Genomic DNA, 17,740 nt, shown 5'->3' on the forward strand with positions numbered 1-17,740 from the left:
GATCAGGGCGCAGGGGGCCCACCGTGTCATTCCCCTTCGCCAAACTTGTCGGCGATCAGCGCGAGCAACGCATCCATGGCCTCCTGTTCGCGCTCGCCAATGGTCTCGATTTCAATCTCGGTGCCCATGCCCGCGGCCAGCATCATCACGCCCATGATGCTCTTGGCATTGATGCGGCGATCGCCCCGGCTCATGAAAACATCGCAGGGAAAGCTGCCTGCCAGCTTGGTCAGCTTGGCAGACGCCCGGGCATGCAGGCCCAGCTTATTGTTGATGGTCGTGCGGGTCTTGGTCATGGGTGTTTCGTCGAGTCTGGTTCTGCGGCGCTGCAATGGCCACCTGCATCACCCCCTGGGTGCCGCCCACGACAGCGCGGGCCACCACGGCATCGAGGGGCTCAGCGCGGTAGCTCACGGCACGCAGCAGCATGGGCAGGTTCACGCCCGCGACAAGGCGCGAGCCCACGCCGTCCACCAGGCGCTGGGCGATATTGCAGGGCGTGGCGCCAAACAGGTCGGTCAGCACCAGCGTGGAATGGGTGCCCAGCTGCTCCAGCAGGCAGCGTGCCTGGGCCAGGCTGGCTTCAGGCGCCGCGTTGGGCTGTACGTCCAGCGCCGCCACACTGGCGCCACAATCGGCAAACACGTGCAGCGCACATTCACGCAAGGCATGGGCCAGCGGGGCGTGGGCAATGATGAGAATGCTGGTGCTCATGGTGTGATGGTTTGCCTTGCATTATGGCGGGCCGAAAGGAGCCCACCACGGTCAGCCCGATGGCAGCGCGCAACGGCATCGGGCCGACAGTCAATTCAGGCCGGCAAATAGGGCGCTGGCCACATCCGGCCGGGGCTGGGCGGTGTACACCACCGCGTGGTACAGCCGTACCTGCGGGCCCACCGCGCGCGCAAACCACACGCCCTGCACCGTCACCGCCGAGCCATCCGCGCGCCTGCCCTGCGCCACCAGGCGCACCGAGGACGGCAATGGCAGCGTGCCCGCGAACGCAAACGGCTGCTCGGAGAGCACGGTAGCGGCCTCCAGGCGCGCCAGCACCGCTGCCCGCCAGTGCACCAGCGCGGCATCGGCGCGGGCGGGATCGGGCAGCGCGGTGTGCGAGATGGCAAACGTGGCACTGTCGGCTTCGCAGCCTGCCATGGCCAGTTCCACCGACGCACCGGCCATTTCCACGGTGCGCGTGGCGTGGTCGGGCTTGCACGGCAGGGTCGCCGTGAGCGCAGCGCCGGCTAGCGGCACGCTGCGCCAGTTCAGGGCGGGGCTGCATGCCGCCAGCAGCAGGGCCGCAGCCCAGGGCAATGTCCGGTTCATGGCCCGATTATGGGCAACAGCGCATGCTCGCAAGGCGATTGCGCGCCAGGAGGTGCGAACTTTTATGGCGCGACGCGGTCTATCTTCCAGGGTCATAAAGGGCTGCGGAGTTGTCGGTGCAGGCAGTCCTGCACAATGCGGGCTTGGGCGCTTGCCCACCGCTTTTTGGATGAGGATGTCATGGGTATCAAGCATTGGGCAGTCGGCGCCGCATTGGTGGCTTTCGCGGGCGTGGGCGCATGGGTGTATCTGGACGCCGGGCGCTCCGTGGCACCGGAATCCACGTTTGTGCTGCTGGACGGCTCCCGCCAGACCACCGCCGATCTGCGCGGCAAGGTGACGCTGGTCAATTTCTGGGCCACCAGCTGCACCACCTGCGTGGCGGAAATGCCCGAAATCATCGCCACCCACAACAAATTCCACCCCCAGGGCTTCGACACCCTGGCCGTGGCCATGAGCTACGACCCGCCCAGCTACGTGGTGAACTTTGCCGAATCGCGCAAGCTGCCGTTCAAGGTGGCGCTCGACAACACGGGCGCGGTGGCCAAGGCCTGGGGCGATGTGCGCCTGACGCCCTCGACGTTCATCGTGAACAAGCGCGGCGAGATCGTGAAGAGCTATGTCGGTGCCCCTGACTTCCCAGAACTGCACCGGCTGATCGAAAAGCTGCTGGCCGAGACCTGATCCGGCACGGGTTCCCACGCCAGACGCCAAAGGCCTGTTTCCATCCAACAGGTTTTTGCGCATAAAGGGCAAGCGCAAGACGCTATATATTTTATAGCTTTCAGCATCCTGACCTGTTCATCACCCTCCCGCAGTCTGGCATCTACGGCAGGAGTATGGCGCCATGGCCCTGGGGGTGGCGGCATTCGCCGTCCTGACCTTGGGTGCTGGTGCCGCGCGGGATGTCACGGCCGCATGAGGGGTGATGGGTGAAAAGGTGGCTTCGGGAGGTGCCGCTACACTGTTCCTTTGAATCAGCCAGCCTGCGTTGTGGAAAAGCTACCTGTCACCCTGCTGACCCCGTCCCTCCCCCATGAGCTGGATGCGGTGCGCGCCATCTTCCGGGAATATGCCGATAGCCTCGGCATCGACCTGTGCTTTCAGGATTTCGAGACCGAACTGGCGCAGCTGCCAGGTGAATATGCCCCACCGCGCGGGGAGTTGCTGCTGGCCGAGGTCGATGGGGCCATTGCCGGCTGCTGCGCATTGCGTCCGCTGGACGCGGCAGACTATCCCAATGCCGCTGAAATGAAACGCCTGTATGTGCGCAAGGCGTTTCGGGGTTTTGGCCTGGGCCGGCAACTGGCCGAGGCCACGCTGGATGCGGCCCGGGCAAAAGGTTATGCCTGCGTGCTGCTCGACACGCTGGACGACATGGAATCCGCGCGGGCCCTGTATGCCGACCTCGGCTTCGAGGACATTCCGCCCTACTACCACAACCCCATTGCCGGGGCCCATTACCTCAAGGCGAATATTCTTTGAGGAAAATAGACTGCCAGCGCTTATAAATCGGCGCTGGCAGCTATTGACTTTATAGCGACCCTCAACCCTTGGCTTGCGCCAGCAGCGTGTCGGCGTCGCTCACGGCAAACTGGCCAGGCGCTTCGATATTGAGCGTGACGACCTTGCCGTCGCGCACCAGCATCGAATAGCGGTTGCTGCGCAGCCCCAGGCCCTTGCCCGTCAGGTCCAGCGTCAGGCCCGTGGCCTTGGCGAAGGCGGCATCACCATCGGCCAGCATGCGCACCTTGCCGCCGGTCTTTTGGTCGCGGGCCCAGGCGCCCATCACAAAGGCATCGTTGACGCTCACGCACCAGATCTCGTCCACGCCAGCCGCCTTGAACTCGGCGGCTTTCGCCAGATAACCGGGCACATGCTTGGCCGAGCAGGTGGGCGTAAAGGCACCAGGCAGGGCAAACAGCGCAATGGTCTTGCCGGCAGTGGCCTTGTCCACGGGTACGGGGTTGGGGCCAATGCTGCAGCCTTCGCCCTCGACTTCCGCGTATTCCATCAGGGTGGTGGCAGGCAGGGTATCACCGACTTTGATCATGTTCATCTCCAAGAAACTGGGACAGTCCGCCGGGGTGCAATGTGCACCCTACAAAGCAAAACGACCCACATTGTGGGTCGTTTTGAAGGTCCTTGCAGGCTTGCGCCGTTAGGGCTTAGAGCAGGCCGGCCTTTTGCACCAGACGGGTCGCAACCCAGTTCTTGGTCTTGGAGAGCGGACGGCTCTCGGTGATTTCGATCACGTCGCCGAGATGGAAGTCACCGTTTTCGTCGTGGGCGTGGTACTTGCTCGACTTGGCAACGATCTTGCCGTAGAGCTCGTGCTTCACGCGGCGCTCGACCAGCACCGTCACGGTTTTTTGACGCTTGTCGCTGACCACCTTGCCAATCAAGGTGCGCTTGAGGGATTTTTTAGGTTCCGTCATGATGGCTCCTTACTTGGCGGCTTGCTTTTCAGCAAGAATGGTCTTGGCGCGAGCGATGTCGCGACGGGTGGTACGCAGCGTGTTGGTGTTACCCAGCTGTTGCGTAGCCTTCTGCATGCGCAGACCGAAATGGGCTTTTTGCAAAGCCTTGATTTCGGTTTCGATGCCGGCAACGTCTTTTTGGCGCAGTTCAGTAGCTTTCATTGCATGTTCTCCTGAATTACGAGCCAATCAGGCGGCTGACAAAGGTGGTGCGCAGCGGCAGCTTGGCGGCAGCCAGGCGGAACGCTTCACGGGCCAGTTCTTCAGGCACACCCACGATTTCAAAAACGATCTTGCCGGGCTGGATTTCAGCCACGTAGTACTCGGGGTTGCCCTTACCGTTACCCATACGCACTTCTGCGGGCTTGGTAGAGATTGGCTTGTCCGGAAACACGCGGATCCAGATACGGCCGCCACGCTTGACGTGACGGGAAATCGCACGGCGTGCAGCTTCGATCTGGCGGGCCGTCAGACGGCCACGATCGGTGCACTTCAGACCGAAATCACCGAACGCAACGGAGGCACCCCGCGTTGCGACACCGGTATTACGGCCCTTTTGCTCCTTGCGGTATTTGCGGCGAGCAGGTTGCAGCATCTTTATTCTCCTTTGCCGTCCGCTGCTGTAGCGGGCGCGTCAACTTTACGAACGCGCTTAACGGCGGTTGCATCGGCGCCACCGGCGCCGACGGGCTTGTCGCTGCCATCGGCAGGGGCGCTGTTGGCGCCCATGGGACGGCGGGGACCACGGCCTGCACCTGGACGGTCGCCACCTGGGCGGCCATCACGGCGCGGACCACGCGGGCGACGCTCTTCTTCCGGACGTGGGGTTTCCACGGCAGGCAGATCGTTGCGGCCCAGGGTGTCACCCTTGTAGACCCAGACCTTGACGCCGATCACACCATAGGTGGTCTTGGCTTCGGAGGTACCGTAGTCGATATCGGCACGCAGGGTGTGAAGTGGCACGCGGCCTTCGCGGTACCACTCGCAACGCGCGATTTCGATACCGTTCAGACGACCGGACGACATGATCTTGATGCCCTGGGCACCCAGACGCATGGCGTTCTGCATGGCGCGCTTCATGGCGCGGCGGAACATGATGCGCTTTTCGAGCTGCTGCGTGATGCTGTCGGCGATCAGCTTGGCATCGATTTCAGGCTTGCGCACTTCTTCGATGTTCACTGCGACCGGCACGCCCAGGCGCGACGCGAGTTCCTTCTTGAGGTTCTCGATGTCTTCACCCTTCTTGCCGATCACCACGCCCGGACGTGCCGAGTAAATGGTGATGCGGGCGTTCTTGGCAGGACGCTCGATCAGGATGCGCGACACGGCGGCGTTCTTCAACTTGGCCTTCAGGTACTCGCGCACCTTGATGTCTTCGGCCAGCATGCCCGCGAAATCGCGGTTGCTGGCGTACCAGCGGCTGGACCAGTTGCGGCTGACCGACAGGCGGAAGCCGGTAGGATGGATTTTCTGTCCCATAGTCTTCCTTGGCCTCAGTTACCAACCGTCACGTACACATGGCACGTGGGCTTGCTGATGCGGTTGCCGCGGCCTTTGGCGCGCGCGGTGAAGCGCTTGAGCGTGGTGCCTTGCTCGACGTAGATGGTCTTGACCTTCAGTTCGTCGATGTCGGCGCCATCGTTGTGTTCGGCATTGGCGATCGCCGATTCCAGAACCTTCTTGACGATGCCCGCAGCTTTTTTCTGCGTGAACGTCAGGATGTTCAGGGCCTGGTCCACCTTCTTGCCGCGGATCAGATCAGCGACCAGACGGCCTTTGTCGACCGACAGACGGACGCCCCGGAGGACTGCACGTGTTTCAGACATGGTCGTTCCTTATTTCTTCTGGACTTTTTTGTCCGCGGGGTGACCCTTGAAGGTGCGCGTCAGGGCGAATTCGCCCAGCTTGTGGCCCACCATCTGGTCGGTGACGTAGACAGGTACGTGCTGTTTGCCGTTGTGCACGGCGATGGTCAGACCGATGAACTCGGGCAGAACCATGGAGCGACGCGACCAGGTCTTCACTGGCTTCTTGTCCTTGGTGGCGACGGCTTTTTCAACCTTGGCCAGCAAGTGATGGTCAACAAATGGACCCTTTTTGAGAGAGCGAGTCATCTGTTACCCCTTACTTCTTGCGACGCGACACGATCATGATCTGTGTGCGCTTGTTGTTACGGGTGCGATAACCCTTGGTCAGATTGCCCCAAGGATCGACTGCATGGCGGCCTTCGCCGGTGCGGCCTTCGCCACCACCGTGAGGGTGATCCACCGGGTTCATGGCCACGCCGCGAACCGTAGGACGAATACCCATCCAGCGCTTCACACCGGCCTTGCCCAGTTGGCGCAGGCTGTGCTCTTCGTTGGCCACTTCGCCAATGGTGGCGCGGCATTCGATGTGGATCTTGCGAACTTCACCGGAACGCATGCGCACCTGGGCGTAGATGCCTTCACGGGCCAGCAGCGTTGCCGAAGCACCTGCCGAGCGGGCGATCTGGGCACCGGCACCGGGCTTGAGCTCGATGCAGTGGATGGTCGAGCCCACGGGGATGTTGCGGATAGGCAGCGTGTTGCCTGCACGGATCGGAGCTTCCGAACCGCTCATCAGCGTTGCGCCGGCTTCCAGACCACGGGGAGCGATGATGTAACGACGCTCGCCGTCGGCATAGCACACCAGAGCGATGTGGGCCGTACGGTTCGGATCGTATTCAATGCGCTCCACCTTGGCGGCGATGCCGTCCTTGTTGCGCTTGAAGTCGACCACGCGGTAGTGGTGCTTGTGACCACCGCCCTTGTGGCGCGTCGTGATGTGACCGTTGTTGTTACGACCGGCCTTCTGGAACTGAGGCTCCAGCAGGGGGGCGTACGCTTCACCCTTGTACAGGTGGTCACGCGTGACCTTCACCACAGCACGTTGGCCGGGCGAAGTGGGTTTCATCTTGATGACAGCCATGATTACGCGGCCTCCCCAGACAGGTTCAGCTCTTGACCTGGCTGCAGCGTGACGTATGCCTTGCGAACGTTGTCGCGGCGGCCAACGGTCTTGCCGAAGCGCTTGGTCTTGCCTTTGGTGTTCACCACAGAAACGCCCTTGACCTCGACCTTGAACATCAATTCCACAGCGGCCTTGATTTCTGGCTTGGTAGCGTTCTGCAGCACCTTGAACGTCACAGCATTGGACTTCTCGGCAACCATGGTGGCCTTTTCGGACACGATGGGAGCGACCAGCACTTGCATCAGACGACCTTCGTCAAACTTGAGCGTGCTCATGCGAACATCTCCTTGAGTTTGTCGATTGCACCCTTGGTGACGAGCACTTTCTTGAAACGGACCAGCGACACGGGATCGGCATAACGGGGCTCGACGACGAGCACGTTCACCAGATTGCGCGAAGCCAGGTACAGGTTTTCGTCGACTTCATCGGCGATCACCATCACCGATTGCAGGTTCATCGCCTTGAACTTGTCGGCCAGGACCTTGGTCTTGGGCGAATCCAGCTTCAGCGAGTCAACCACCGCCAGACGACCTTCACGGGCCAGCTGCGACAAGATGGCAGACATACCGGCGCGGTACATCTTCTTGTTGATCTTCTGCGTGAAGTTTTCATCAGGCATGTTCGGGAAAATCCGACCACCCCCGCGCCACAGAGGCGAGGAAGTCATACCTGCACGTGCGTTACCCGTACCCTTTTGCTTGAAAGGCTTCTTGGTCGAGTGACGGACTTGCTCGCGGTCCTTCTGGGCGCGAGTGCCTTGGCGTGCATTGGCCTGGTAGGCCACGACGATCTGGTGCACCAGATCTTCGTTGTATTCACGACCGAACACGGTTTCGGGAACATCCAGCTTGGATGCACCTTGGCCTTGGTCATTCAGGAGTTCGAGCTGCATTAGTTCGCTCCTTTGGAAGATTTGGCCTTGATGGCGGGACGCACCGTCACGAACCCACCCTTGGAGCCCGGAATGGCGCCCTTGATCAAGAGCAGTTGACGCGCTTCGTCGATGCGGATGACATCGAGGTTTTGCGTGGTCTTGGTGACGTCGCCGAGGTGGCCCGTCATGCGCTTGCCGGGGAACACGCGACCGGGGTCTTGTGCCATGCCGATGGAACCAGGCACGTTGTGCGAACGGCTGTTACCGTGCGATGCGCGCTGCGAGGCCATGTTGTGGCGCTTGATGGTACCGGCGTAGCCCTTACCAATGGAAGTGCCTTGCACGTCGACCTTCTGGCCCACTGCAAAAACATCAGCCACAGGCACTGCAGCACCGGCGGCATACTTGCCGGCGGTTTCTGCGGTCACGCGGAATTCCTGGATGATTTCACCGGCTTCCACACCTGCCTTGGCAAGGTGGCCGGCTTCTGGCTTGGTCACGCGCGATGCTTTGCGCGAACCGAACGTGACCTGCAGGGCCACGTAGCCATCGTTCTCTTGGGTTTTGACCTGGGTAACGCGGTTGTTGGACACATCCACCACCGTGACAGGCACTGCGTCCCCATCATCGGTGAACAGACGCATCATGCCCACTTTGCGACCCAGCAACCCGAGGGAGTTGCTCAGACTCATTTGTTTCTCCAAAACTTCCACCGCCACAACTTCAATTGGCTGCGGCGTTCGCACTCGCGTGCATGAAAGACGGTTAATAAAACTTCACCCGCAGAACACCTTTTGAAGGCGCAAATCGAGCGAAGCCCTAAAGTATAACGCGAACTGCTTTTTCAAGCAAGTTCGCGTTATCGAGACATTGCCCGAGGGGTCACCCCCTCAGGCAACAGCCATTACTGCAGCTTGATTTCGACGTCCACGCCAGCAGGCAGGTCGAGCTTCATCAGGGCGTCAACGGTCTTGTCCGTCGGGTCCACGATGTCCATCAGACGCTGGTGCGTGCGGATTTCGAGCTGGTCGCGGCTGGTCTTGTTGACGTGCGGCGAGCGCAGGATGTCGAACCGCTTCATGCGCGTCGGCAGAGGCACGGGGCCCTTGACGATGGCGCCGGTACGCTTGGCGGTATCAACGATCTCGGCAGCGGATTGGTCGATCAGCTTGTAGTCAAACGCCTTCAGGCGGATACGGATTTTTTGCTGGGACATGGCAAGTTCCTTGTTCTGCTTATGAATTAAGCAATGATCTTGGCCACGACGCCCGCGCCCACGGTACGACCGCCTTCACGGATAGCGAAGCGCAGACCTTCTTCCATGGCGATGGGGTTGATCAGCTTGACGGTGATCGACACGTTGTCGCCAGGCATGACCATTTCCTTGTCGGCTGGCAGCTCGATGGCGCCGGTCACGTCGGTCGTGCGGAAGTAGAACTGAGGGCGGTAGTTGTTGAAGAAGGGGGTGTGGCGGCCGCCTTCGTCCTTGCTCAGAACGTACACCTCAGCGGTGAAGTGCGTGTGGGGCTTGATCGAGCCGGGCTTGCACAGCACCTGGCCACGCTCCACGTCTTCGCGCTTGGTGCCGCGCAGCAGCAGACCGACGTTGTCGCCAGCCTGGCCTTGGTCCAGCAGTTTGCGGAACATTTCCACGCCGGTGCAGGTGGTCTTGACGGTGTCCTTGATACCGACGATTTCGATTTCTTCGCCGACCTTGATGATGCCGCGCTCGATACGGCCGGTCACCACGGTGCCGCGGCCGGAGATGGAGAACACGTCTTCCACGGGCATCAGGAAGGCGCCGTCCACTGCGCGCTCGGGCGTGGGGATGTAGGTGTCCAGGGCTTCGGCCAGCTTCATGATGGCTTCTTCACCCAGCTTGCCCTTGTCGCCTTCCAGGGCGAGCTTGGCGGAGCCGCGGATGATCGGGGTGTCGTCGCCAGGGAAGTTGTATTTGTCGAGGAGTTCGCGCACTTCCATTTCGACGAGTTCGAGCAGTTCTTCGTCGTCCACCATGTCGCACTTGTTCAGGAACACGATGATGTAGGGCACGCCCACCTGGCGGGCCAGCAGGATGTGTTCGCGGGTCTGGGGCATGGGGCCGTCAGCGGCCGAGCACACCAAAATGGCGCCGTCCATCTGGGCTGCGCCGGTGATCATGTTCTTCACATAGTCGGCGTGGCCGGGGCAGTCCACGTGGGCGTAGTGGCGAGCAGCCGTCTCGTATTCCACGTGGGCGGTGTTGATCGTGATGCCGCGGGCCTTTTCTTCAGGTGCTGCGTCGATCTGGTCGTAGGCCTTGGCTTCGCCGCCAAACTTGGCCGACAGCACCGTGGCGATGGCCGCCGTCAGCGTCGTCTTGCCATGGTCCACGTGACCGATCGTGCCCACGTTGACGTGGGGCTTGGTGCGTTCAAACTTACCTTTTGCCATTTTCAGTTCTCCAAAGAGCGATGCCTGTGTAGTGGTTTAACGTCTGCATCCGGTTGCTGATTCACCCTGCACAGGCAACGGGGTGGCACCGGATCGCAGATTGCAAAAAAGATTTGCTATTCAATCAACAGCTACAAGCGCGTACTGAGCAAGCGCTAGAGCCCGATTCAGTCAGAGGGGACAGAGCAGCAGAGCGGGTCCGTCCCCCAGGACTTATTTGGCGCGCGCAGCCATGATGGCTTCCGACACGTTGCGAGGTGCTTCGCTGTAGTGCTTGAATTCCATCGAGTACGTGGCGCGACCTTGCGTTGCGGAGCGCAGCGTGGTCGAGTAGCCGAACATTTCCGACAGAGGCACTTCGGCCTTGATGGCCTTGCCGCCGCCAGGAATGTCTTCCATGCCTTGCACCATGCCGCGACGGCTGGACAGATCGCCCATCACGTTGCCGGCGTAGTCTTCGGGCGTTTCCACTTCCACGGCCATCATGGGCTCCAGGATCACGGGGCTGGCCTTGCGGCAACCTTCCTTGAAACCGAAGATGGCTGCCATCTTGAACGCCAGTTCGTTCGAGTCCACATCGTGGTACGAACCGAAGTGCAGCGTGACCTTGACGTCCACCACGGGGTAGCCCGCCAGCACGCCCTGCGTGACGGCTTCGTTGATACCCTTTTCCACGGCCGGGATGAATTCGCGGGGAACCACGCCACCCTTGATCGCGTCGACGAACTCGATGCCCTTGCCGGCTTCGTTGGGTTCAATCTTGAGCACGACGTGACCGTACTGGCCCTTACCGCCGGACTGGCGCACGAACTTGCCTTCGGCATCTTCCACCGTCTTGCGGATGGTTTCGCGGTAGGCCACCTGGGGCTTGCCCACGTTGGCTTCCACGCCGAACTCGCGCTTCATGCGGTCCACGATGATTTCCAGGTGGAGCTCGCCCATGCCGGAGATGATGGTCTGGCCCGACTCTTCATCGGTACGCACGCGGAACGATGGATCTTCGGCGGCCAGGCGCTGCAGGGCAATGCCCATCTTTTCCTGGTCGGCCTTGGTCTTGGGTTCCACGGCCTGCGAGATCACGGGCTCGGGGAATACCATGCGCTCCAGAACGATCGGCGAATCGATGTCGCTCAGCGTTTCGCCGGTGGTCACATCCTTCAGGCCCACGCAGGCAGCGATGTCGCCAGCGCGGATTTCATCCACCTCGACGCGGTCGTTCGCCATCATCTGCACGATACGGCCGATGCGCTCTTTCTTGCCCTTGACCGAGTTGAAGACGGTGTCGCCCTTGGACAGCACACCCGAATAGACGCGCACGAACGTCAGCTGACCCACGAACGGGTCGGTCATCAGCTTGAAGGCCAGCGCAGAGAACTTCTCGCTGTCATCGGCCTTGCGGGTGACAGGGTTTTCGTCGTCATCGGTGCCCGTGACGTCCGGGATGTCCGTCGGTGCTGGCAGGTAGTCGATCACGGCGTCCAGCATGCGCTGCACGCCCTTGTTCTTGAACGCGGTGCCGCACAGCATGGGGTGGATTTCGGTTGCAATGGTGCGCTGGCGCAGGCCCTGCTTGATTTCCTCTTCGCTCAAGTCACCTTCTTCCAGGTACTTGTTCATCAGCTCTTCGGTGGCTTCGGCCGCAGCTTCCACCATTTTTTCGCGCCATTCCTTGGCAGTTTCCAGCAGGTCAGCCGGAATCTCTTCGTAGCTGAACTTCATGCCCTGGGAGGCTTCATCCCAGATGATGGCCTTCATCTTGAGCAGGTCGACCACGCCACGGAAGTTTTCTTCGGCGCCGATTGGAATCACCACGGGCACGGGGTTGGCCTTCAGGCGCAGCTTCATCTGCTCGACGACCTTGAAGAAGTTGGCACCGGTACGGTCCATCTTGTTCACAAAGGCCAGACGCGGCACCTTGTACTTGTTGGCCTGGCGCCAGACGGTTTCCGACTGGGGCTGCACGCCGCCCACGGCGCAGTACACCATGCAGGCGCCGTCGAGCACGCGCATGGAACGCTCGACTTCAATCGTGAAGTCCACGTGGCCGGGGGTGTCGATGATGTTGAAGCGGTGCTCGGGGTAGGACAGGTCCATGCCCTTCCAGAAGCAGGTCACGGCGGCGGAAGTGATCGTGATGCCGCGCTCTTGTTCCTGCTCCATCCAGTCCGTGGTGGCGGCGCCATCATGCACCTCACCCAGCTTGTGGGTCACGCCGGTGTAGAAAAGAATACGCTCGGTGGTCGTGGTCTTGCCAGCGTCAATGTGGGCCGAGATACCGATATTGCGGTAGCGCTCGATGGGAGTCTTGCGAGCCATGGTGGATCCTTGGATGGGTCGTGTTATTCGGGGGCGGGCCCAGCATTCTGACGCTGCAACCCGTCAATTTTGTGACCGCCTCAATCGCCACAAGGCTGCAGGCAAAAATGCCGGCAGCCTTGCGCTGTGCGACGAGGGCGGTTCGTCGGTTTAGAAGCGGAAGTGGCTGAATGCCTTGTTGGCTTCGGCCATGCGGTGCACTTCATCACGCTTCTTCATGGCGCCGCCACGGCCTTCGGTGGCTTCGAGCAGTTCGTTGGCCAGACGCTGGGCCATCGACTTCTCACCACGCTTGCGGGCCGCTTCCTTGATCCAGCGCATCGACAGGGCCAGACGACGCACAGGACGCACTTCCACAGGCACCTGGTAGTTGGCACCACCCACACGGCGGGACTTGACTTCGACCATGGGCTTGACGTTGTTGATGGCAACAACGAAAGCTTCCAGCGGGTCCTTGTCGGGGTGCTTCTTCTCGATCAGCTCCAGGGCACCGTAAATGATGCGCTCTGCAACTGCCTTCTTGCCGCCTTCCATGATCACGTTCATGAATTTGGACAGCTCTACATTGCCGAACTTGGGATCCGGCAGGATTTCACGTTTGGGGACTTCGCGACGACGTGGCATTTTTCACCTCATTCTTGCTTCAGTTGGCATCTTTTCAGACACCGCGAGAGCCATTCAGGACTCCCACTTACTCGACCCACGCAAGACATTTGCGCTTGGGGTCACTACGCTGCATCACCGCGCCACGCGGGAAACAGCACCTTTTATCTTGGTCAACCGCAGGCTTATTTGGCCTTTGGCTTCTTCGCACCGTACTTGGAGCGCGACTGCTTGCGGTCTTTCACGCCCTGCAAGTCGAGCGAACCGCGCACGATGTGGTAACGCACACCGGGCAAGTCCTTGACACGACCGCCGCGAACCAGCACGACGCTGTGTTCCTGCAGGTTGTGGCCTTCACCGCCGATGTAGGAAATGACTTCGAAACCGTTGGTCAGGCGCACCTTGGCGACCTTCCGCAGAGCGGAGTTAGGCTTCTTTGGCGTCGTGGTGTACACACGGGTGCACACGCCACGGCGCTGTGGAGAGTTTTGCATCGCGGGGCTCTTGGAGTTGGTCGTTTCGACCTGACGCCCCTGACGCACGAGCTGGTTAATGGTTGGCATGAATACGTCCCTAAACGTGAAATGCTTCGTGAAAGCGAAAACGTGAATCCCTTCGGAAATTCCGAAAAGCCTTCTAATGTATCAGCTTGGCCCAAGATAGGCAACTGACCATCGATTTGGCGGTTCCCCGGCCAGGGCAGCCATGCAAGGGCCGCCCCGCCGCACCGGCTGCCCCCCCCTTCCCGCGCTCAGCGCGAGAGAAGGGGGAAGGCGCACAGCGCCTCCGGAGGTGGCTCCTTATTTAATCCACAACCGGATGGCATCCCAGGCACGGCCCAGAATGCCGGCCTGCTCGACGCCGTCCAGCGCCACCAGCGGCACCTCGACCAGCGGTTGCTCACCCAGCACCACCTTGAGCGAGCCAATCGCCTGGCCCTTGGTGAACGGGGCCACCAGGGGATCCTGGCGCACGATCTGCGTCGTGACCTTGCCGGCGCTGCCCGAGGGCACAGCCACGACGATGGCCTCGGAGCGACCGATCCGGATGGTGCTTTCCGTGCCTTTCCATACGGCGGGCGTGGCAACGGGCTGGCCGGCATCGAACAGCTTGACGGCATCAAAGGCGGTGTAGCCCCAGTTCAGCAGCTTCTGGCTCTCGTTGGCGCGGGCATTCTCGCTGGCGGCACCCAGCACGATGGACAGCAAGCGGCGCTGGCCCACATTGGGAAACTCGCGCTTGGAAGTGGCCACCAGGCAGTAACCGGCGGCTGCGGTGTGCCCGGTCTTGAGGCCGTCCACGGTGGGGTCTCGGAACAGCAGCGAATTGCGGTTGTTGCCATTGGAGGCGGGCGTGCCGGGGTAGCTGTACTGCTTGGTGGCGTAATAGTGCATGTACTCCGGGAAGTCCTTCATGAGCCGGGTGGCCAGGGTGGCCAGGTCGCGCGCCGTGGTGGTGTGGCCGGGCTCCGTCAGCCCCTCGGGGTTTTTGTAGGCCGTGCCCTTCATGCCCAGGGCCTGGGCCTGGTCGTTCATGAGCTTGACGAAATTTTCAGCGGTTCCGCCCACGCCCTCGGCCAGCGCCATGGTGGCGTCGTTGCCCGACTGCACGATCATGCCCTTGAGCAAATCGTCCACTGGCACCTGCATCTTGGGGTCGATGAACATGCGCGAACCGGGCATCTTCCAGGCACGCACGCTCACGGGCAGCTTTTGCTCCAGCGTGATCTTCTTGGCGCGCAGGGCGTCAAATACCAGGTAGCCCGTCATGAGCTTGGTGAGAGAGGCCTGCTCCACCGGCGCATCGATGTCTTTGGCCGCCAGCACCTGGTTGGCCGTCACGTCCACCAGCATGTAGGTGCGAGCGGCGATCTCGGGGGGCTGGGGCGCCTGGGCGTGGACGCCGAAGGCGGCAGGGGCAAGCACAGCAAGGACGGCCAGGGATCGCAACGCGGACAGGATTCGTTTCATGGGGCAACAAAGGGCTGGAAAGGCTCGAAAAAGGGTTGAAAAAAGACCAGGAGGGAGGACGGTGACCAGCCGGGGCCGGCTCGGACGCGCCTCTCAGGCGCCCGATTGAAGGTGGCGGGCCACCAGATTCTTCAAAAGCGTCAATTGTCCGTGAAAGAAATGGCCGCCACCGGGAACGACTGTGACAGGCAGTATCTGCGGCCGCGCCCAGTCGAGCACGGCCGACAGCGGCACGGTGTCATCGCGTTCGCCATGCAGCACCAGCGTACGCAGATGGGCCTCGGGCGGCACAGGCGCCACCGTGAAGCGGCTCGCGGCGGTGCCGACCAGCACCGCCTGCGCGACCTCGCGCTCGCTCCACAGGGCGGCCAGGGCATGGCTGGTGACGAAGGCGCCAAACGAGAAACCGGCCAGCGCAATGGGCCCCTCGGGCGCCACCTGCTGGACCACGGCCAGCAGATCCTGCAGCTCGCCGCGCCCTTCGTCATAGGCTCCGGCACTGGCGCCCACGCCCCGGAAATTGAAGCGCACCGTGGTCCAGCCGCATTGGGTGAACGCGCGCGCCAGGGTCTGTACCACCTTGTTGTCCATGGTGCCGCCAAACAGCGGATGGGGATGGGCAATGACGGCCACACCGCGCGAGACCGCGCCATCGTGCAGAGCCACATCGCGCGCCGCCTCGATGGCACCGGCAGCGCCGTTCAGCGCCAAGCGTTCGGTTTGTGCATTCACAGATTGCTACCTATTCAATAGCATCTAGCGTTTACCAAACAAGCGCCAGATGCCAAAAACACTCAAGGATTAGTTGAGCGGCGCTCAGCGCCCAAGTTCCGGCGGCGTGAGCAGGCGTTCGACGATCTGGCCGTTTTTCAGGTGCGACTCCACGATTTCGTCCACATCGCTGGCGTCCACATACGAATACCAGGTGCCCTCGGGGTACACCACGGCCACGGGGCCGGCGGCGCAGCGGTCCATGCAGCCCGCCTTGTTCACCCGCACCTTGCCGGGGCCCGCCAGGCCTGCCGCCTTGACCTGCGCCTTGCACCGGTCGAAGGCCTCCTGGGCGCCATGGTGGGCACAGCTGTTTTCGCCATTGGCCCGGTCGTTCAGGCAAAAGAAGATGTGGCGGGCGAAATAGCCGGTCGCTGCGGCGGGGGTGGAGGGGGTGTCGCTCATCGGAGCATTCTAGTTTTTCGACTCCCGGCGCGACACCCGAATGAGCACATAGGCCAGTGCGGCATAGGGCCACAGCCAGCCCAGCCACTGCCCCAGGCCAAAAAAGCGGATGAAACGCCCCTGCTCCCAGGTTTGCAGCGTATGGGCAAAATAGGCACTGGCGGGGGCCTGGTTGAGCAGCCCCAGATACCAGGCCAGCGCCAGCAGCAACACCGCCGCGCTGGCGCGTCGCGGCAAGGCCAGAAGCAGCGCCGCCAGCCCCAGCGCCGCCCCCACCCCGACGCGCGTGGGCAGCTCCAGCCAGCTCCAGGCGTGCGATGGCCCCCAGCTCAGCGCCGCCGACAGGGCCGTGACCCCGATCCCCACCACCGCCACTGCGATGGCAAACAGGACGCGGCGCCCCACATGGCGGATGACGCAATAGCCCAGCAGACACGGGATCAGCAGCCCCAGCGTGACGCACAGCAGCTCGCCGCCGGGGGACAGGGGCTCCAGCGGCGCATCGCGCACCGGCAGCCATTCAAGGAAGGGCGTGTCGGCCAGCAGGTCTTCGAGGCCCTGCTCCAGCCGCTCCAGCACCTGGCCCAGGCCAAAAGGCACGGCTGCCGGAAACAGCAGCGCCGCAGGCCACAGCGCCAGCAGCACCAGCGCACCGCGCGCATCGCGCACGAACCAGCGGGCGCGGAAATCGCTCCAGCGATCGATGGCCCCCCAGCGCTCCAGCAGCGCCGCCGTGAACGCCCCCGCCAGCGTTCCAAGGGCGTTGAGCAACAGGTCCAGGTTGGAAGGCACGCGCCGGGGCAGGTAGATCTGCAGATACTCCATCAGCAGCGACAGCAGCGAACCCGCCAGCGTGGCCAGCAGCACCGCCCCGCGCTCGCGGCCCGAACGCAGCAGCGCCAGCACCAGCAAAAAGCCAAGGGGGGCATAACCCGCCATGTTGATGGCGACATCAAACCCCGTCCAGTACGGCGGCGGCAACGGTGCCGACAGGAACACCCAGGGATCGATCCCCTGATCGCGCCAGCCATCAAACGGGAACAGGCTGGCAAAGACAATCAGCGCTGCATGGATCAGCGCCAGCGGCCAGGCAGAGGTCTTGTGCACCGGCGCAGGCCCCGTGTGTCAGAACGGCTTGACCACCACCAGCACCACGGCCATCAGCAGCAGCAGCACGGGCACTTCATTGAACCAGCGGAACCAGACATGGCTCTTGCGGCTGGTTTCGGCGATGAGCTTGCGCAGCAGCACGGCGCAGGCGTGGTGGTAGCCGATCACCAGCACCACCACGACCAGCTTGGCGTGCATCCAGCCATTGCCCGGACCGCGTCCGATGCCATAGCCCAGCCAGAGCCACAGGCCCAGCGCCACGGCAGGCACGGCCAAGATGGTGGTGAAGCGCAGCAGCTTGCGCGCCATCAGCACCAGGCGCTCGCGCTCGGCCACCGAGCCGGGCGCCACCATCGCCAGATTGACGAAGATGCGCGGCAGATAGAACAGGCCAGCAAACCAGCTGGCCACGAAGACAATGTGAAGGGCTTTGATCCAGAGCATGGCTGCAGTTTAAGGGC

26 protein-coding genes are annotated in these 17,740 nt (G+C 62.1%); 2 read left to right on the forward strand and 24 right to left on the reverse strand.

The annotated features are described in order from the left end of the window. Positions 1-26: 26 nt before the first annotated feature. From AC1RDS_RS08250 to AC1RDS_RS08260, 3 genes are all read right to left on the reverse strand, one after another. A complete protein-coding gene (locus tag AC1RDS_RS08250; RefSeq protein WP_303834365.1) occupies positions 27-296 on the reverse strand; it encodes an HPr family phosphocarrier protein in 270 nt (89 codons plus the stop codon). Next, on the reverse strand, positions 265-714 hold the full coding sequence (locus AC1RDS_RS08255) for a PTS sugar transporter subunit IIA (RefSeq protein WP_303834363.1): 450 nt from the start codon (positions 712-714) through the stop codon (positions 265-267). The genes AC1RDS_RS08250 and AC1RDS_RS08255 overlap by 32 nt, the downstream gene beginning before the upstream one ends. Positions 715-804: 90 nt before the next feature. Next, positions 805-1,326 carry a hypothetical protein gene (locus AC1RDS_RS08260; RefSeq protein WP_303834362.1) on the reverse strand — a complete coding sequence of 174 codons (522 nt, stop codon included), beginning with the start codon at positions 1,324-1,326 and terminating at the stop codon, positions 805-807. 180 nt (positions 1,327-1,506) lie between these two features. On the opposite strand from AC1RDS_RS08260, the gene AC1RDS_RS08265 reads away from it, so the two are divergent. Both AC1RDS_RS08265 and AC1RDS_RS08270 read left to right on the forward strand, forming a co-directional pair. Next, a complete protein-coding gene (locus AC1RDS_RS08265) occupies positions 1,507-2,010 on the forward strand; it encodes a peroxiredoxin family protein (RefSeq protein ID WP_492226762.1) in 504 nt (167 codons plus the stop codon). A 309-nt stretch (positions 2,011-2,319) separates the two neighbouring features. Next, on the forward strand, positions 2,320-2,811 hold the full coding sequence (locus AC1RDS_RS08270; protein WP_492226860.1) for a GNAT family N-acetyltransferase: 492 nt from the start codon (positions 2,320-2,322) through the stop codon (positions 2,809-2,811). Between the two features lie 61 nt (positions 2,812-2,872). Here AC1RDS_RS08270 and AC1RDS_RS08275 read toward each other — a convergent pair whose 3' ends face one another. The 21 genes from AC1RDS_RS08275 to AC1RDS_RS08375 all read right to left on the reverse strand — a co-directional run bounded on the left by AC1RDS_RS08275 (position 2,873) and on the right by AC1RDS_RS08375 (position 17,723). Further along, positions 2,873-3,379, reverse strand: a complete 507-nt coding sequence (locus tag AC1RDS_RS08275) for a peroxiredoxin (protein WP_303834358.1) — start codon at positions 3,377-3,379, stop codon at positions 2,873-2,875. A 115-nt stretch (positions 3,380-3,494) separates the two neighbouring features. After that, a complete protein-coding gene (gene rpsQ, locus AC1RDS_RS08280; RefSeq protein ID WP_092699415.1) occupies positions 3,495-3,764 on the reverse strand; it encodes a 30S ribosomal protein S17 in 270 nt (89 codons plus the stop codon). A gap of 9 nt (positions 3,765-3,773) precedes the next feature. Continuing rightward, entirely contained in the window at positions 3,774-3,968 is a 195-nt protein-coding gene (gene rpmC / locus AC1RDS_RS08285) for a 50S ribosomal protein L29 (protein ID WP_024813779.1), read from the reverse strand. A gap of 16 nt (positions 3,969-3,984) precedes the next feature. Continuing rightward, on the reverse strand, positions 3,985-4,401 hold the full coding sequence (gene rplP, locus AC1RDS_RS08290) for a 50S ribosomal protein L16 (RefSeq protein ID WP_005796975.1): 417 nt from the start codon (positions 4,399-4,401) through the stop codon (positions 3,985-3,987). A 2-nt stretch (positions 4,402-4,403) separates the two neighbouring features. Continuing rightward, a complete protein-coding gene (rpsC, locus tag AC1RDS_RS08295; RefSeq protein ID WP_303834352.1) occupies positions 4,404-5,285 on the reverse strand; it encodes a 30S ribosomal protein S3 in 882 nt (293 codons plus the stop codon). Positions 5,286-5,299: 14 nt separating this feature from the next. Further along, entirely contained in the window at positions 5,300-5,632 is a 333-nt protein-coding gene (gene rplV / locus AC1RDS_RS08300) for a 50S ribosomal protein L22 (protein ID WP_005796970.1), read from the reverse strand. Between the two features lie 9 nt (positions 5,633-5,641). Beyond that, a complete protein-coding gene (rpsS, locus tag AC1RDS_RS08305) occupies positions 5,642-5,920 on the reverse strand; it encodes a 30S ribosomal protein S19 (protein ID WP_005796963.1) in 279 nt (92 codons plus the stop codon). Between the two features lie 10 nt (positions 5,921-5,930). After that, complete coding sequence (gene rplB, locus AC1RDS_RS08310) at positions 5,931-6,755, reverse strand: 50S ribosomal protein L2 (protein WP_303834333.1); 825 nt, start codon at positions 6,753-6,755, stop codon at positions 5,931-5,933. Between the two features lie 2 nt (positions 6,756-6,757). After that, the gene (gene rplW / locus AC1RDS_RS08315; protein WP_007847815.1) at positions 6,758-7,072 is read right to left on the reverse strand and encodes a 50S ribosomal protein L23; all 315 of its coding nucleotides are present in this window, start codon (positions 7,070-7,072) and stop codon (positions 6,758-6,760) included. Continuing rightward, positions 7,069-7,689, reverse strand: coding sequence for a 50S ribosomal protein L4 (gene rplD, locus AC1RDS_RS08320; RefSeq protein ID WP_008906425.1), 621 nt, complete (start codon positions 7,687-7,689; stop codon positions 7,069-7,071). Before rplD ends, rplW begins: the two co-directional genes overlap by 4 nt. Then, the gene (rplC, locus tag AC1RDS_RS08325) at positions 7,689-8,363 is read right to left on the reverse strand and encodes a 50S ribosomal protein L3 (RefSeq protein WP_348682850.1); all 675 of its coding nucleotides are present in this window, start codon (positions 8,361-8,363) and stop codon (positions 7,689-7,691) included. The genes rplD and rplC overlap by 1 nt, the downstream gene beginning before the upstream one ends. A 212-nt stretch (positions 8,364-8,575) precedes the next feature. After that, positions 8,576-8,887, reverse strand: a complete 312-nt coding sequence (gene rpsJ / locus AC1RDS_RS08330) for a 30S ribosomal protein S10 (RefSeq protein ID WP_026437399.1) — start codon at positions 8,885-8,887, stop codon at positions 8,576-8,578. Positions 8,888-8,913: 26 nt separating this feature from the next. Continuing rightward, positions 8,914-10,104 carry an elongation factor Tu gene (gene tuf, locus AC1RDS_RS08335; RefSeq protein ID WP_303837647.1) on the reverse strand — a complete coding sequence of 397 codons (1,191 nt, stop codon included), beginning with the start codon at positions 10,102-10,104 and terminating at the stop codon, positions 8,914-8,916. Between the two features lie 213 nt (positions 10,105-10,317). Beyond that, complete coding sequence (gene fusA / locus AC1RDS_RS08340) at positions 10,318-12,420, reverse strand: elongation factor G (protein WP_303837645.1); 2,103 nt, start codon at positions 12,418-12,420, stop codon at positions 10,318-10,320. 150 nt (positions 12,421-12,570) lie between these two features. Next, the gene (gene rpsG / locus AC1RDS_RS08345; RefSeq protein WP_092700195.1) at positions 12,571-13,044 is read right to left on the reverse strand and encodes a 30S ribosomal protein S7; all 474 of its coding nucleotides are present in this window, start codon (positions 13,042-13,044) and stop codon (positions 12,571-12,573) included. 164 nt (positions 13,045-13,208) lie between these two features. After that, positions 13,209-13,586: a 30S ribosomal protein S12 gene (gene rpsL, locus AC1RDS_RS08350; RefSeq protein WP_024813771.1), complete on the reverse strand. Its 378-nt coding sequence runs from the start codon at positions 13,584-13,586 to the stop codon at positions 13,209-13,211. A 237-nt stretch (positions 13,587-13,823) separates the two neighbouring features. Continuing rightward, complete coding sequence (locus tag AC1RDS_RS08355; RefSeq protein ID WP_303837640.1) at positions 13,824-14,993, reverse strand: D-alanyl-D-alanine carboxypeptidase family protein; 1,170 nt, start codon at positions 14,991-14,993, stop codon at positions 13,824-13,826. Between the two features lie 93 nt (positions 14,994-15,086). Beyond that, complete coding sequence (locus AC1RDS_RS08360; RefSeq protein WP_303837638.1) at positions 15,087-15,725, reverse strand: alpha/beta hydrolase; 639 nt, start codon at positions 15,723-15,725, stop codon at positions 15,087-15,089. A gap of 84 nt (positions 15,726-15,809) precedes the next feature. Continuing rightward, positions 15,810-16,169, reverse strand: a complete 360-nt coding sequence (locus AC1RDS_RS08365) for a (2Fe-2S) ferredoxin domain-containing protein (protein WP_026435011.1) — start codon at positions 16,167-16,169, stop codon at positions 15,810-15,812. A 9-nt stretch (positions 16,170-16,178) separates the two neighbouring features. Further along, a complete protein-coding gene (locus tag AC1RDS_RS08370; protein WP_492226763.1) occupies positions 16,179-17,276 on the reverse strand; it encodes a VanZ family protein in 1,098 nt (365 codons plus the stop codon). 18 nt (positions 17,277-17,294) lie between these two features. Next, a complete protein-coding gene (locus AC1RDS_RS08375; protein ID WP_303837633.1) occupies positions 17,295-17,723 on the reverse strand; it encodes a CopD family protein in 429 nt (142 codons plus the stop codon). Positions 17,724-17,740: the final 17 nt, after the last annotated feature.

Source organism: Acidovorax sp. GW823-FHT02H02, from assembly GCF_058797075.1.

Bases quoted from the DNA above. Each gene is read 5' to 3' on its own strand.
- AC1RDS_RS08250 (WP_303834365.1), bottom strand. From the start codon at position 296: ATGACCAAGACCCGCACGACCATCAACAATAAGCTGGGCCTGCATGCC.
- AC1RDS_RS08255 (WP_303834363.1), bottom strand. From the start codon at position 714: ATGAGCACCAGCATTCTCATCATTGCCCACGCCCCGCTGGCCCATGCC.
- AC1RDS_RS08260 (WP_303834362.1), bottom strand. From the start codon at position 1,326: ATGAACCGGACATTGCCCTGGGCTGCGGCCCTGCTGCTGGCGGCATGC.
- AC1RDS_RS08265 (WP_492226762.1), top strand. From the start codon at position 1,507: ATGGGTATCAAGCATTGGGCAGTCGGCGCCGCATTGGTGGCTTTCGCG.
- AC1RDS_RS08275 (WP_303834358.1), bottom strand. From the start codon at position 3,379: ATGATCAAAGTCGGTGATACCCTGCCTGCCACCACCCTGATGGAATAC.
- rpsQ (WP_092699415.1), bottom strand. From the start codon at position 3,764: ATGACGGAACCTAAAAAATCCCTCAAGCGCACCTTGATTGGCAAGGTG.
- rpmC (WP_024813779.1), bottom strand. From the start codon at position 3,968: ATGAAAGCTACTGAACTGCGCCAAAAAGACGTTGCCGGCATCGAAACC.
- rplP (WP_005796975.1), bottom strand. From the start codon at position 4,401: ATGCTGCAACCTGCTCGCCGCAAATACCGCAAGGAGCAAAAGGGCCGT.
- rpsC (WP_303834352.1), bottom strand. From the start codon at position 5,285: ATGGGACAGAAAATCCATCCTACCGGCTTCCGCCTGTCGGTCAGCCGC.
- rplV (WP_005796970.1), bottom strand. From the start codon at position 5,632: ATGTCTGAAACACGTGCAGTCCTCCGGGGCGTCCGTCTGTCGGTCGAC.
- rpsS (WP_005796963.1), bottom strand. From the start codon at position 5,920: ATGACTCGCTCTCTCAAAAAGGGTCCATTTGTTGACCATCACTTGCTG.
- rplB (WP_303834333.1), bottom strand. From the start codon at position 6,755: ATGGCTGTCATCAAGATGAAACCCACTTCGCCCGGCCAACGTGCTGTG.
- rplW (WP_007847815.1), bottom strand. From the start codon at position 7,072: ATGAGCACGCTCAAGTTTGACGAAGGTCGTCTGATGCAAGTGCTGGTC.
- rplD (WP_008906425.1), bottom strand. From the start codon at position 7,689: ATGCAGCTCGAACTCCTGAATGACCAAGGCCAAGGTGCATCCAAGCTG.
- rplC (WP_348682850.1), bottom strand. From the start codon at position 8,363: ATGAGTCTGAGCAACTCCCTCGGGTTGCTGGGTCGCAAAGTGGGCATG.
- rpsJ (WP_026437399.1), bottom strand. From the start codon at position 8,887: ATGTCCCAGCAAAAAATCCGTATCCGCCTGAAGGCGTTTGACTACAAG.
- tuf (WP_303837647.1), bottom strand. From the start codon at position 10,104: ATGGCAAAAGGTAAGTTTGAACGCACCAAGCCCCACGTCAACGTGGGC.
- fusA (WP_303837645.1), bottom strand. From the start codon at position 12,420: ATGGCTCGCAAGACTCCCATCGAGCGCTACCGCAATATCGGTATCTCG.
- rpsG (WP_092700195.1), bottom strand. From the start codon at position 13,044: ATGCCACGTCGTCGCGAAGTCCCCAAACGTGAAATCCTGCCGGATCCC.
- rpsL (WP_024813771.1), bottom strand. From the start codon at position 13,586: ATGCCAACCATTAACCAGCTCGTGCGTCAGGGGCGTCAGGTCGAAACG.
- AC1RDS_RS08355 (WP_303837640.1), bottom strand. From the start codon at position 14,993: ATGAAACGAATCCTGTCCGCGTTGCGATCCCTGGCCGTCCTTGCTGTG.
- AC1RDS_RS08365 (WP_026435011.1), bottom strand. From the start codon at position 16,169: ATGAGCGACACCCCCTCCACCCCCGCCGCAGCGACCGGCTATTTCGCC.
- AC1RDS_RS08375 (WP_303837633.1), bottom strand. From the start codon at position 17,723: ATGCTCTGGATCAAAGCCCTTCACATTGTCTTCGTGGCCAGCTGGTTT.